Annotated in this window: 12 protein-coding genes; 10 read left to right on the forward strand and 2 right to left on the reverse strand. The window is 70.0% G+C overall.

What is annotated here, in order from left to right:
* Positions 1-115 precede the first annotated feature (115 nt).
* The 4 genes from ACJ8AN_RS14160 to ACJ8AN_RS14175 are packed head-to-tail and all read left to right on the forward strand — an operon-like array spanning position 116 to position 6,280.
* A complete protein-coding gene (locus tag ACJ8AN_RS14160) occupies positions 116-3,925 on the forward strand; it encodes a hypothetical protein (RefSeq protein ID WP_407755863.1) in 3,810 nt (1,269 codons plus the stop codon).
* Positions 3,926-3,932: 7 nt separating this feature from the next.
* On the forward strand, positions 3,933-4,502 hold the full coding sequence (locus ACJ8AN_RS14165; RefSeq protein WP_407755864.1) for a prepilin-type N-terminal cleavage/methylation domain-containing protein: 570 nt from the start codon (positions 3,933-3,935) through the stop codon (positions 4,500-4,502).
* Between the two features lie 20 nt (positions 4,503-4,522).
* Positions 4,523-5,602: a hypothetical protein gene (locus tag ACJ8AN_RS14170; RefSeq protein ID WP_407755865.1), complete on the forward strand. Its 1,080-nt coding sequence runs from the start codon at positions 4,523-4,525 to the stop codon at positions 5,600-5,602.
* Positions 5,603-5,620: 18 nt separating this feature from the next.
* Positions 5,621-6,280, forward strand: a complete 660-nt coding sequence (locus tag ACJ8AN_RS14175) for a hypothetical protein (RefSeq protein ID WP_407755866.1) — start codon at positions 5,621-5,623, stop codon at positions 6,278-6,280.
* Between the two features lie 30 nt (positions 6,281-6,310).
* Here ACJ8AN_RS14175 and mgtE read toward each other — a convergent pair whose 3' ends face one another.
* The gene (gene mgtE / locus ACJ8AN_RS14180) at positions 6,311-7,690 is read right to left on the reverse strand and encodes a magnesium transporter (protein WP_407755867.1); all 1,380 of its coding nucleotides are present in this window, start codon (positions 7,688-7,690) and stop codon (positions 6,311-6,313) included.
* Positions 7,691-7,779: 89 nt separating this feature from the next.
* Here mgtE and ACJ8AN_RS14185 point away from each other — a divergent pair, with 89 nt between their 5' ends.
* A complete protein-coding gene (locus ACJ8AN_RS14185; protein ID WP_407755868.1) occupies positions 7,780-8,598 on the forward strand; it encodes a PilZ domain-containing protein in 819 nt (272 codons plus the stop codon).
* 70 nt (positions 8,599-8,668) lie between these two features.
* Here the strand turns inward: ACJ8AN_RS14185 and trxA are convergent, their stop codons facing one another.
* Positions 8,669-8,998, reverse strand: coding sequence for a thioredoxin (trxA, locus tag ACJ8AN_RS14190; RefSeq protein ID WP_407755869.1), 330 nt, complete (start codon positions 8,996-8,998; stop codon positions 8,669-8,671).
* A gap of 193 nt (positions 8,999-9,191) precedes the next feature.
* Between trxA and ACJ8AN_RS14195 the strand changes: the two genes are divergently transcribed.
* Genes ACJ8AN_RS14195 through ACJ8AN_RS14215 form a run of 5 tightly spaced genes read left to right on the forward strand, consistent with a single transcriptional unit; the run spans position 9,192 to position 13,427 of the window.
* Positions 9,192-9,563, forward strand: coding sequence for a hypothetical protein (locus tag ACJ8AN_RS14195; RefSeq protein WP_407755870.1), 372 nt, complete (start codon positions 9,192-9,194; stop codon positions 9,561-9,563).
* A 27-nt stretch (positions 9,564-9,590) separates the two neighbouring features.
* A complete protein-coding gene (locus ACJ8AN_RS14200) occupies positions 9,591-10,403 on the forward strand; it encodes an inner membrane protein YpjD (protein ID WP_407755871.1) in 813 nt (270 codons plus the stop codon).
* Positions 10,404-10,405: 2 nt separating this feature from the next.
* Positions 10,406-11,716, forward strand: a complete 1,311-nt coding sequence (hemA, locus tag ACJ8AN_RS14205; RefSeq protein ID WP_407755872.1) for a glutamyl-tRNA reductase — start codon at positions 10,406-10,408, stop codon at positions 11,714-11,716.
* Positions 11,713-12,654, forward strand: a complete 942-nt coding sequence (gene hemC / locus ACJ8AN_RS14210) for a hydroxymethylbilane synthase (protein WP_407755873.1) — start codon at positions 11,713-11,715, stop codon at positions 12,652-12,654. The genes hemA and hemC overlap by 4 nt, the downstream gene beginning before the upstream one ends.
* Before the next feature lie 11 nt (positions 12,655-12,665).
* A complete protein-coding gene (locus ACJ8AN_RS14215; protein ID WP_407755874.1) occupies positions 12,666-13,427 on the forward strand; it encodes a uroporphyrinogen-III synthase in 762 nt (253 codons plus the stop codon).
* The last annotated feature ends 1 nt before the right edge of the window (position 13,428 follow it).

The raw sequence follows: 13,428 nt of genomic DNA on the forward strand, positions 1-13,428 counted from the left end.
GTTTTCCACGTCTTTCCCTGTCTGGTTTTGATGTATGTTCTCCGTAGTGAAGGTGTGCGCGGGTCCGACTACCCCCGGTTGGACATCCCCCTGACGCCCCTTTCGGAGGACGCAAATGACAGCGCTTCGCTTCCGCGCGTTGTGGCTGGTGTGTCTGTTGGCCTTCCCCCTGGCCGCCAACGCCACCGACGTCCGTTTCGAGCAGGGCTCTCTCATCATCCCGATGCAGAAGGCCTACCAGTCGCAGTGTGGAGTGACGGCGGCCTACGGGCTCGTCTACCGCCTGCTGCAGCAGGGCGTGACGGTGTACTGGGCGGTGCAGCCCAACAAGTCGAGCCACCACCGGTGCAAGAACGATCCGGCGGCCACGGGCACCTCCATCGACGGCTGTGACATGCAGGTGGCCAAGGACACCGGCCGTCCCGTGTCGCTGCTGAAGAACGCCACCGGCGTCTTCAAGGACGACTTCGACACCTTCGACACCAGCGCCAACCCGAACAGCACGGGCGAGCGCGCCTTCAAGGTGGACGTGAACCGGAAGCTCCTGCGCTACATGGGCGGGCCCTTCATCATCGACGCCACCGACGCGGCCAAGGCGGTGGACCTCATCAAGAACCACGCCGACTTCGCGCTCTTCCGTGGCCCGGAGGGCGCCGTCGATTGCGCCCCGGGCTCGGCCTTCAACGTCCGGGTGCACCGGGTCAACAACGCCTTCGTCGGCCCCGTGGCCCGCATCATGAACGAGGTGCCCCCGCCCATCGCGCTCGTGAAGGGACGCAACACCACCAACGCGGGCTCGGTGGAGATCCTCCGCCAGTACCTCACCAACGCCGGCCTGAACTTCACCGGCGCCGAGGGCACCTTCACCAACCACGGGAAGATCTTCGACGTGTTGGATCAGGACACGGACCTGATCTCCACCGGCACCTATCCCAAGGGCAAGCTCAACTACGCGCCCGACTCGAGCACGCCGAACAAGACCTACTACAAGGTGATGTGGTCCCCGCACTGGGAGGGCGACACGTCCACGACGCAGAAGCAGACCAACCTCAAGTCGGCCCTGTCGAACATCTCCCACTTCGTGGACCTGGGGAACAGCATCTTCAACGAGTGCGCGTCCATCGCCACGTACGAGGACAGCTTCAAGCCGGACGACAAGACGCGCGACGTCTACGCCGACAACGGGCCCACCCAGTTCATGTCCACCACCGACCCGGCCCAGCCGGGCGTGGGCCTGCAGACGATGACGACCAATGAGCTCGTCGGCAACAACGGCTTCGTGCCCAACGGACAGGACTGCTCGGATCCGGGGCGCTCGGGCGACTGCTACGTCTTCAACAACTACGCGGACCTCTTCAGCCAGAAGGGCGACTTCGAGTTCTCCGTCACCTTCGGCGCCGTCGAGGGCTTCCGGCCGCGCAAGCTCCAGAGCTACGGGCCCGGCACCTTGCGGATGATTTCGACGAAGTCGGGCACCGCCGCCAAGGACGGGTGGGACCTCTACATCTCGCGGCCCAAGGACAACAACCGCCAGAAGGGCAACGTGCTCTACCTGGCCGGCCACAGCCTGGCGGCCTCGGCCGCGGGTAACCGCATCGTGCTCAACACGCTGCTCAACCTGGCCTACAAGCCCCAGTCGCTGGAGACGAGCCGCTCCGAGCCGGTGGCCGACGTCACCTACAAGTCCGATGGCAGCGTGGACCAGATGCACGTGCTGTCGGGCACGTACCTGTACACGCCGCCCCAGGCGCTCTTCCCCGAGCGCATCAACTTCATGTCGGACCAGAACGCGATCATGTCCAGCAAGGCCGCGGACTGGGTGTTCCCCTATATCGAGGGCCGGTTCCGCTCGCTGCTGGCCAGCGGCATCGACACCAGCCGCCAGGGCTTCAACAAGAACGCCGAGTGGGAGGCCACCGAGCGCATGCCCCAGCCGGGCAGCCGGACCCTCTTCACCGTGCTGGGCTCGAACCAGGAGGGGCTCAAGCGCGTGCCCTTCAGCCTCGAGCAGCTCGGCACCCGCTGCGTGGATGCGCCCTCGACCGGGAAGATCGACGGGGTGTGTGACCTGCAGGAGGCCCTCACGCTGGATCGCAACGCCGCCGGCTCGAGCTGGTTGGACCTGGACGGCAATGGCCGCATCGACATCACGGTGCCGACCGCGAAGCTCTCCGAGCTCAACCACGTGAGCCAGCACTTCGTGCAGCGGGTGCGCGGCTTCTGCGTGGCGCACGACACCACCGACAGCACCCCGGTGGACACGATGACGCCCACCGTCTCCGACTGCGACAACCGCCAGTTCGGCGAGGTCCGCGCGACGCTCGGCGGCCTGGACCACGCGAGCTCCGCGGTGGTGGGCCCCAGCGACTACATCAAGGCCCCGCGCCCGGAGGTCATCTACATCGGCGGGCTCGACGGCCAGCTCCACGCGCTCTACCTGCGCGGCACGCAGCCCAACTTCAGCCCGCCGCTGCCCGGCACCGAGCTGTGGGCCTTCATCCCCAAGGGGCAGCTGTCGCGCCTGCGCACCAACAACGCCCGGGTGGATGTGTCGCCCGTGGTGACCGACGTGTACGTCGACTACGCGGACAAGGACGACGATGGCGTGCTCTCCCCGAACGAGCGCAACACCGGCCTCTACCGCTGGCGCACGGTGCTCATCTCCGGCTCGGGCCGGCTGGGCGGGGAGATGTTCGCGCTGGACGTGACCAACCCGCTCAAGCCCGTCGTGCTGTGGGACGTGACGGCGAGCGTGGACAACACCGATGACCCCGTCCGCACGAACAACACGGCCCCGCTGTGGTCGGATCGCACGGGCGTGCCCGCTCCAGACTACAAGGACCTGTCCTCGGCGGTGCACACGGGCCCGTACAACTACACGGACCTCGGGGACTCGCTGGACATGAACCTGGTGCCGGTGCGCCGGGGCAACCGTCCCAGCTTCCAGGTCATCGTCTCCACCAACGGCGCGAGGACGGGGGCGCAGCAGCTGCAGGTGTTCGCGCTCGACGCGGGCACGGGCAAGAAGCTGTGGCAGTGGGAGCGGCCCTACGGCGCCCTGACGTCCAACTCCGTGCCGGGCGGCACCTCCACGCTGGACGTGGACGGGGACGGCAGCATGGACCGCGTGTACGTGGGCGACATGGAGGGCCGGCTCTGGGAGCTGTCCATCCTCACCGGCGTCAACCTCAACTACTTCGACAGCGTGTCCGGCGGCCCGGTCAGCTACCCCCTGTTCGCCACCGAGAACGGCCTGCACCCCATCAGCACCGTGCCCGCCATCATGCGGCTGCCGTACAACCTGGACTCGGGGCCCTTCTCCACGCTGGGCGTGGGCAAGGCGGCCGCTGGCAAGCTGGCGCTCGTCTTCGGCACCGCGGGTCCGGACTGGGTGCTCGCGCGCAACTCCGTCACCAAGGGCCGCGTGTACGTGGTGGCCTCCAGCCCCGAGGACCTGCGCATCCGCGATCAGCTCTCCTATGACAAGGTGAACCAGGTCCTCTCCGACCTGGTGGGCTTCATGTCCCAGCGCGGTACCGCGAAGCCGGGCGCGGCCCTCTTCACGGAGCTGGCGGAGAAGGAGCGCGCCGTGGGCTCGCCCAAGCTCGTCGGCAGCAAGATCGTCCTCACCACCGCCTATGGCACCACCGAGTCGGATCCCTTCAGCTCGGACATGCAGGGGCGCACCCACGTGTTGGATCTGAGCCAGACGGCGGGGGACAAGGTGGTGAGCGAGAGCGGCAAGGCGGCCGCCGGCGGGCTCGTGCTGCCGGATGGCTCCATCATCACCCAGAGCATGGTGGGCCTGCAGAGGACGCCTCCGGCCGCGCTCGGGGGCGCCGTGCCCACGACGGGCCTCGCGGGCAGGCGGACCCAGGCACGGGTCGGCTCGTGGTTGGATCTGGGCCGTGCCCTCGCGGAGTAGGTGGACCATGCGCGCACGGAGACACGCTCGCGGGTTCTCGCTGATCGAGGCCATGGTGGCCATGGGGCTCGTGGCGGTGGCGGCGTTGGCACTGGTGTCCGCCAACACGCTCGCCGCCCGGTCCACCAGCGCCTCCTACCGTCACTACGTGGCCATGCGTCTGGCGCAGCAGCGGCTGGACGGGCTGACGCTCGGAGAGCAGAAGCTGAAGCTGAAAGCGGCCGCGGCCGGGGCGAGCTTCGTCCCCGATGGGACGCCCGAGGACTGCCGGGAGATTTTCGGCTCCGCGGTGTCGGGCCCGGTGGCGGAGCTGTGCAGCGGAGTGAATCCGGAGCTGGTGGGCTGGGTGGATGTCTACGGACGCCCGTGCAGGCGCACCGGTACGGCCGCCGAGGGCTACCACGCCACCTGCCAGTACCGGCGCTACGTGCATTACCAACAGGTGTCCTCCACGGGCGCGCAGGGGGACCTCTGGCGGATCTTCGTCGCGGTCAGCCACGCGCCAGATGGCGGGTGCCGCGACTTCAACGAGGGTGATTCCCAATGTGCCGTCACCAGTGCCGTCCTGACTCGCTAGGGGCCGCCCACGGGCGGAGCTTGGAGCGCGGGCTCACGCTGGTCGAGCTGATGATCGGCACGGCGCTCGGGCTGGTGATGCTCGCGGCGGCCGCCGCGGTGTTGCTGGCGGCCGGGCGCATGCAGCGCAACCAGCAGTTGCTGTCGGATGCCAACGAGGAGGCCCGCACGGCGCTGCGCGTGGTGGCCCGCTCCATGTCCGCCGCGGGCGCGGGTGGGGGCGTCTACAGCTACCTGGACAGCACGCTGGGGCGGCAGCAGCGTCCGGCCCTGTTCTTCGCCAACGGCACCGCGGCGCTCCATGCGCCGTCCATGCCGCAGCAGCCCGACACGCTCACGCTGGTGCGCTACGCCGCGGATCGGCGCAGCGTGCTGTTGGCGCCCCTGTCGGGCACCAACGTGGTGAGCGTGGCGCCGGATGCGCGCCAGCCGACGACGCCCGGCGTGGTGCCCGAGGTCTTCCAGAACGGGGAGGCCGCGATCATCACCAACTTCCAGCGGGCCATGCTCGTCACCATCAAGGCCAAGGCCATCAACGCGGCCCTGCGGACGGTGGACCTGACGGTGAACGAGAGCGATCCCTCGGCCCTGCAGGACGGGCAGATCCCCATCGAGCCCGGGGCCACCGTGTTCCCGGTCCGCGTCGTCCGCTACTCCGTGAGGTACGTGGCCGCGGCCGGGAAGGAGCCGGAGCGGGCCGACCTGGTGGAGGAGCAGTTGGACCCGCGCACGTTCGCGCCCTTCAGTCCGCCGCTCGTGACGGTGCTGGCGCGCAACGTCGAGGACTTCCAGGTGCAGTGGGGCTACGACCGCAACGACGACGGCGTGGCGGACGACTCCGGCTCCGGGGCCTACACCGACGTGGGGCCGACCAACGCGTCAATGGACCCAGGGCTCACCTTCGCCCGCATCAGCCTGTCGGCGCGCACGAGCACCACGCTGGTGTCCGACAAGGGCGAGCTCGTCGCGAAGGAAGACACCCCCTTCGAGCGGGGAATCGATCTCGGGAGCGCGGCGAGCCGCCCGCCTTCCAGTGGCTACCGCCGCCGAGTCATCAGCACCGTGGTGCTGCTCAAGAACCTCGTGGCCCCGCGCATCTGAGGGCAGGAGACGCATGACATGAAGTCCCGAGCCCGAGCCCCGCGGGGTTCAACCCTCCTGACGTCCCTGGCCGTGACGTTGCTGCTCGCCCTCATCATCTTCGGCGTGCTCGCGTACACGGGCGCCGAGCGCGAGCGCAGTGGCCGCTCCGTGCGCGACATCGACGCGCAGTCCTGCGCCGAGTCCGCCGCCCAGTGGGGCCGCAAGTACTACGGCGACAACTACGCCCGGTGGAACGACATGCTCAAGCCGAACTCCGGTTACAGCAACCCGGAGTCGACGGACCCCTCCAACTGGGGCGATGGCTCCTTCGGGCGCATCGATGGACACGCCGTGGATGCCAGTCACCCGCCGGACTTCCGCGTCACCCTCTCCGACAACATCGACGAATTCTTCCCGGCGACGCCCGACTCCACCACGGACAATGACCTCCAGGTGGTGCTCCGCGCGGAGTGCCTCGTGGGCCGGCTGGCGCTCTCGAGGTCGGAGCTGGTGGAGGAGACGCGCGTGCCCACCACGGACCCCTACCAGTGGCGCGGCCAGGTGCTCTCCGAGACGAGCCAGACGCGGCGCAACAAGGTGATGGAAGTGGTTCTCATCCACGTCCCGGGCAACGAGTACCGCGGGCAGCGGGGTGGGGGGACCACCGGGGACCAGAACGTGTCGTTGGTGCACTGAGGTGCACCGAGGCGCCCTCGAGCGGCGGGCTCAGAGCGCGCGGCCGCCGAGGATGAGGGTGACGACGGTGAAGTAGATGACCACGCCGGTGACGTCCACCAGCGTGGCCACGAAGGGCGCCGAGGCGGTGGCGGGATCCAACCCGAGCCGCCGCAGCAGGAAGGGCAGCATCGAGCCGCACAGCGTGCCGAACGTCACCACGCCCACCACGCTCAACCCCACGGCCACGCCCACCCAGGCGTAGTGGGGGCCGTAGAGCACCTCGTGCTGCGGCCACATGAGGATGCGGAAGAAGCCCAGCAGCCCGAGGAAGACGCCCAGGGCCAGGCCGCTGATCACCTCGCGCGCGGCCACCTTCCACCAGTCATTGAGCGTCACGTCGCGCACGGCCAGCGCGCGGATGATGAGCGAGGTGGCCTGCGAGCCCGAGTTGCCTCCCGACGAGATGATGAGGGGCACGAAGGCGCTGAGGAACACCGCCTGCGCGATGGCGTCCTGGTAGTAGGCCATGGCCGTGGCGGTGAACATCTGCCCCACGAAGAGCACCGTCAGCCAGCCCACGCGCTTGCGCAGCATCTCGACGATGCCGCTGTCCAGGTAGGGCGCCTCCAGGGCCTCCATACCGCCGATGCGCTGGATGTCCTCGGTGGCCTCCTCCTCGGCGGCGTCCAGCACGTCGTCCACCGTGATGATGCCCACCAGCACGCCCTGCGAGTCCGTCACCGGCAGCGCCACCCGGTCGTACTTCTCGAACATGCTGATGAACTCCTCGCGGTCCGCCGTGGCCGGGATGCTCACCAGCTGCCTGTCGTGGATGTCCGTCACCGGCGTGTTCGGGCCCGCCAGCACCAGCGAGGCCAGCCGCAAGTCGTCCAGCAGCCGCCCCTTCTCGTCCACGATGTAGAGCACGTGCAGCGTCTCGCGGCCCTGCCCGTGCGCGCGCACGTACTCGAGCGCCTCTCCCGCCTTCAGGTTGCCCGGGATGGTGAGGTACTCCGGCGTCATGTACCGGCCGGCGCTCTTCTCCGGGTAGCCCAGCAGGTTGCGGGCCACCTTCAGCTCCCCCGGTGACAGCGAGGTGAGCAGCCGCTTCGTCACCTCGGCCGGCAGCTCCTCGAGCAGGCGGGTCCGGTCGTCCGGTGCCATCTCGTCCAGCAGGTTCTTGAGCTGCTCCTTGCCCAGCGTCCCGAGCAGCTCCGTCTGCTGGTGCGGGGGGAGGTACTCGAAGACGAGCGCCGCCGTGTCGCGCGGCAGCAGCCGGAAGATGATGCCGCTCTCGTCCGCCGGCAGGTCCTCGATGACCTCGGCCATGTCCGCCGGGTCCATGTCCGAGAAGGCATCTCGCAGGGAGTTCCAGTCCTTGGCGGCGATGAGCGCGTCGAACTCGGGCTTCAGGAGGTTTCCCAGCATGCGATCTCCGCGCGCGGACGAGGGCGGGCATGGTGTATGAAACACGCAGGTTGGGGTATGGAAATCTGTCCGTTCCCCCGGAGGACAAGATGGACAGGAAGGGCTCCCGCAAGAAGGCATCCGGCCAGCCGGAGGACACCGAGGTCACGGAGGCAGCCCCTCCAGCGGCCCCCCAGACGGAGGTGGCCCCGCGGGCCCCGGCGCCCACGCGCGCCTCGGCTCCGGCTCCGGCCCCTCGTCCCGAGCCGGCCCGCCCGGTTCCTCCCGCCGCGCCCGCCGCGCGCGTGGATCCCTTCCGTCGTGGCACGGCCCCCGCCGCCCCGCCCCCGAGGCCCGGGTTTCCCGCCCGTCCCGCGGCGTCCCCGTCTCCGTCCCCGGCGCGCAGCAGCTTCTTCTCGCCCGTCATCGAGCCGGGGGGCGAGGACGAGCTGGAGCACCGCCACTTCCCGCGCGCGCGGCTCGCCACGAGCTTCGAGGTGTGGATCGACGATGGCGGGGGCGAGCGGCGCTTCACCGCCACCCTGCGCTCGGGCAACGTGAGCGTGGGCGGGGCGTTCCTGGAGAGCACCTTCTTCCTCCCCATGGACACGGAGCTCCGGGTGCGCTTCTCGCTGGAGCCCGGCGCGGCGCCCGTGGAGGCCCGTGCCCGCATCGTGCGCGAGCAGCGTCCGCGCCGCGAGGACGAGGCCACCGGCTTCGGCATCCGCTTCGAGGAGTTCTACGGACAGACGGAGGTGTCGCTGGCGCGCCTCTTCCTGGACACGCGGCTGCGCACCTTCGCCGAGGAGTACCTGCGCTCCAACCGCGCCCGCGGGCTGCCCAACGAGCTGGAGCGGGTGGTGGACGCGCTCGCGGCCTGGGAGCTGCTCAAGGCCAACAACCCCACGGACAGCTGGCGGGGCGAGTAGACGACGCACCGCGACAACGTCCCCGCGCGGAAGCCCGGACAGGGGCCCTCCGCGCGGGAGATGCAACGGCTCAGAGGGCCTTCTGCAGCGCGGCCTCGAGCTTCGACTTGGGCACCGCGCCGACGATCTGCTCCACCACCTTGCCGCCCTTGAAGACGAGCAGGGTGGGGATGGAACGGATGCCGTACTGCTGCGGGGTGTCCTGGTTGTCGTCGATGTTGATCTTCGCCACCTTCACCTTGCCCTTGTACTGGGTGGCCAGCTCCTCGACGGCGGGGGCAATGGCCCGGCACGGGGCGCACCACGTGGCCCAGAAGTCCACCAGCACGGGCTGGTCGGACTGAAGCACTTCCTTCGCGAAATCCCCATCCCCGATGTTCATCACGTCAGCGCCTGCCATGGTGTCTCCTCCGGCGTGCAGGTAAGCAAGGAGGCGCGTGCTCTAGTACGCGTCCGCCAGCCCTGCAAGGACGGGATTCTTCCCGCCCCTCTGCTTGCTTAGATGCGGACGGGGCGGGTAGGTCGCAACCGGTTGTTCTGGATTGATAGATGGCGCTTCGGCCCGGAGCGCGGAGGTGTAAGCTAGCGCCGTGATGAGGCTCTTCCTTCCCCAGGCCCAGCTCGAGGAGTGGGCACTGGAGGACAAAGCGGACGTGAAGGACGGGGTACTGGTGGTGACCGGTGAGGAAGGCGTGTACCCGGTCACACCCGCCGTGCATATCGTGCAGCTCGTCACCGGCGAGGATGCCAATGGGCTGGTCACCAAGGTGAAGACCGAGGATCAGCTCAAGTCCCTGGGGGCCGAGCAGATGGCCGACTCAGTGTTGCTCGGGGACACGGCGTACGAGGTGGTCCCCGGTTATGTGGCCGAGGTTCCCTCTCCCTCGGATGCTTCCTCAGCGGACGGCAAGACGGGCTCCGAGGCGGATCTCCTCGCCGCCTTCTTCCTGAACAAAATGGGCTGACCCCTCGGCCTGTTGGGTTGTTTCTCCATGAATCACGCGCTGGTCTCGCTCGCCTGCCACGCCTATGTCGTCGCGGCGTTGGTCTATCTGGCCTACCTCGTCCGACAGGTGGACCCACTCGCCACCGCGGGGCGGCTGCTCGTGGGCACGGGCCTGGCCCTGCACGGGGTGGCCCTCTTCGGGCTCTTCGGGGCCCAGGGCGGCGGTCCCGTGGGCGTGGCCCAGGGCTTCTCCACCTTCGCCTTCCTGCTGCTGGCCATCTTCCTGGTGGTGGACGTGCGCTACCGCAAGCCGGTGATTGGCGCCTTCATCACCCCGCTGGCGGTGGCGGTGCTGCTGCCGGGCCTGCTGCTGGACGGGGGCGGGCAGGTGCTGCACCCGGCCATCCGCCAGCCCCTGTTGCCGGTGCACATCACCATCGCCCTGTTGGGCGTGGCCGCCTCGGCGGTGGCCGCGGGCGTGGCGGGGATGTACCTGTTGATGGAGCGGCAGGTGAAGGGCAAGCGCTTCGGCCTGCTCTTCTCGCGCCTGCCCTCGCTGGAGTTCCTCGACACCCTCAACCGCCAGCTCGTGGTGGTGGGCTTCATCGCGCTGTCGGTGACGCTCGTCACCGGGGCCTTCTTCTCCAGCGCGGCGCCGGGCTTCTTCTGGGCCTGGCAGTCCAAGCAGATCGCCACGCTGGTGGCCTGGGGTGTCTTCGCCGCGCTCGTCAGCGCCCGCTCCTTCGGCGGGTGGCGGGGCCGGCGTGTCGCGCTGTTGACCATGACGGGGTTCGGGTTGCTGCTGGTGTGCTTCCTCTCGTCGTATGACTTCTCCCACGTCGGCGGGGGGTGGCGCTAACCATGGAGTTCCTGTGCATTGGCCTGTCGCACCGGACCGCGCCACTGTCCGTGCGTGAGCGGCTCGCGCTGCCCGAGCCACGTCAGGTGGAGCTGCTGCAGCAGCTGGCCCAGGCGCCCAACGAGGCGCTGCTCGTGTCCACCTGCAACCGCGTGGAGCTGTACCTGGCCGCGCCCGACCTCCACCGCATGCGCGAGAGCGCCCGCGAGGAGCTGCAGCGGCTCGGCGGGCCCGAGACGCTCGAGCACCTCTACGAGCACCGGGGCGAGGCCGCGCTCGTCCACCTCTTCCGGGTGGCGGCGAGCCTGGACTCCATGGTGCTGGGCGAGGCCCAGATTCTGGGCCAGGTGAAGGACGGCTTCGAGCTGGGCCAGGGCGCGGGCGCGGTGCGGGGCGAGCTGACGCGCGTGTGCGCCGCAGCCTTCGGGTGCGCCAAGCGGGTGCGCACGGAGACGGCGATTGGCCGGGCCGCCACCTCCATGGCCAGCGCGGCCGTGGCGCTCGCGAGCAAGGTGTACGACGGGCTGTCGGACAAGACGGTGCTGCTGGTGGGCGCGGGCGAGATGGCGGAGCTGGCTGCGCGTCACCTGAAGCAGGCCGGAGCCACCCGGCTCTTCGTGGCCAACCGCACGCTGGCGCGCGCCGAGTCGCTCGCGGCCGAGGTGGGCGCCACCGCGCGTCCCTTCGAGGAGCTGTTCTCGCTGCTCACCGCGGCGGACGTGGTGGTGTGCAGCACGGCCTCGCCGGTGCCCCTTTTCACCAAGGAGAACGTGGGCGCGGTGGGCAAGGCGCGCAAGCACCGCACGCTCTTCATGGTGGACCTGGCCGTGCCGCGCGACATCGCCCCCGAGGTGGGGGAGCTGCACTGGGTGCACGCCTACGACGTGGACGACATCCAGAAGTTCGTGGCGGAGAACGCCGCCGCGCGCGCCGAGGAGGCGCAGAAGGCCGGGGTGCTGGTGGCCCAGGAGGTCGCCCGCTTCGCGCGGGAGCGCGCCGTACGCACCGGCGTGCCCGTGCTCGCCCAGCTGCGCCAGCGCGGCGAGTCCATCGCCAGGGCCGAGGTGGAGCGCACGCTGTCGGCCATCGGTGACGGCCTCACCGACAAGCAGCGCAAGAGCGTCGAGGCCATGGCGCGCGCCATCGTCAACAAGCTGCTGCACGAGCCCACGGCCCGGTTGAGGGCGGTGGGCCCCGAGCACGAGGGCAACCGGCTGGCGGGTGCCGCCGCCGAGCTCTTCGGACTCGAGGACACGCCCGCACCGTCGGGGACGGCCGGTCCCAACGTGGTGGTCAACGGAGGCAAGGGATGAAGGCCGTACGAATCGCCACGCGGCAGAGCCCGCTGGCGCTCTGGCAGGCCCATCACGTGGGCGCGCTGCTCACCCATCAGCACCCGGGGCTGGAGGTCTCCTTCGTGGAGATGACCACCGCGGGGGACCGTTTCCTCTCCGCGCCCCTGTCCACCGTGGGTGGCAAGGGCCTGTTCGTGAAGGAGATAGAGCAGTCGCTGCTCGATGGCCGCGCGGACCTGGCCGTGCACAGCCTCAAGGACATGACGTCCGTGCTGCCCGCGGGCCTGCTGCTCGCGGCGGTGCCCCAGCGAGAGGACCCGCGCGACGCCTTCTGCAGCCCGGCGGGCCTGTCGCTGGACATGCTGCCCAAGGGCGCGCGCGTGGGCACGTCGTCGCTGCGGCGCAGCTGCATCCTGCGCTCGCGGCGGCCGGACCTGGAGATCGTCAGCCTGCGCGGCAACGTGCAGACGCGGCTGGCGCGCATGCGCGAGCTGGGCCTGCATGGCGCGGTGCTCGCGTACGCGGGCCTCAAGCGCCTGGGGCTGGAGACGGAGATCTCCGAGGTACTGCCCACCAGCGTCAGCCTGCCGGCGGTGGGGCAGGGGGTGCTCGCCATCCAGTGCCGCACCGAGGACGCCGAGGTGCGCAGCCTGCTCGCGCCGCTGGAGGACTCGCTCACGCGCGTGGCGGTGACGGCCGAGCGCGCCTTCATGGCCCGGCTCGAGGGCGGCTGCACCGTCCCGCTCGCCGGACACGCCACCGTGGAAGGCGGCACCGTCCGGCTGCGTGGACTGGTGGGGCGGCCAGATGGCTCCAAGGTGGTGGAGGCCGAGCGCAGTGGCCCCGTCGAGACGGCGCTCGCGGTGGGTGAGGCGCTCGCCGAGGAATTGTTGTCGCGCGGCGCGGCGGAAATCCTTCGTGATTTTGGCCACGCCTCGCCCGTGCCGGAGTCCTAGAGTGCCTCGCCGTGGACAGGCGACTCGAAGGCATCCGTGTTCTGGTGACGCGCCCGCGTGAACGCTCGGAGGAGCTGTGCTTCCTCCTGGAGGACGAGGGCGCTGAAGTGCTGCATGTGCCGTTGCTGGAGCTGCTGCCTCCAGAGAATCCGCGTCCGCTGATGGCGGCGGCGGAGTCCATCCAGCGCTACAAGTGGGTGGTGTTCGCGAGCCCCGCGGCGGTGGATGCGCTGATGGAGGCGCTGCGCGAGGCGGGCACGATGGCGTGCCTGTCGCAGGTGCGCATCGCCGTGGTGGGCCCGCGCACCGCGCGCACCGTGGAGGGCTACGGGCTGCACGTGGCCGTCGAGTCCCCCGAGGGCACGGGCGCGGCGCTCTACGAGGTCATGCGCCCCGGCCTGGAAGCCGAGGACGAGGTGTTGCTGCCGGCCGCGGAGGAGGGACGCCGCGAGCTGGAGGACGCCCTGCTCGAGCAGGGCGCACGGGTGGCACGGGTGACGGCCTACCGCTCGGCCTCGGTGCCGCTGTCGCCCGAGGCCCGGACGCGGCTCGCGTCCTCGCCGCCGCACGTGGCGCTGTTCGCCTCGCCGCGCACCGCGGAGGCCTTCCTGGAGGCAGCCGGGCGGGAGGGGCTGGGCACGGCTCGGCTGGTCGCCATAGGCCCCACCACGGCGGCGGCGCTGGAGCGGCTCGGGTTGCCGGTGGCCTCGGTGGCCGAGCGGCCCACCCCGGAAGCGCTGGTCGAGGCCACCGTCCGGGCCATTCGCGGGTAGA

It is taken from the genome of Archangium sp. (assembly GCF_045802675.1).
Lineage (GTDB): Bacteria > Myxococcota > Myxococcia > Myxococcales > Myxococcaceae > Archangium.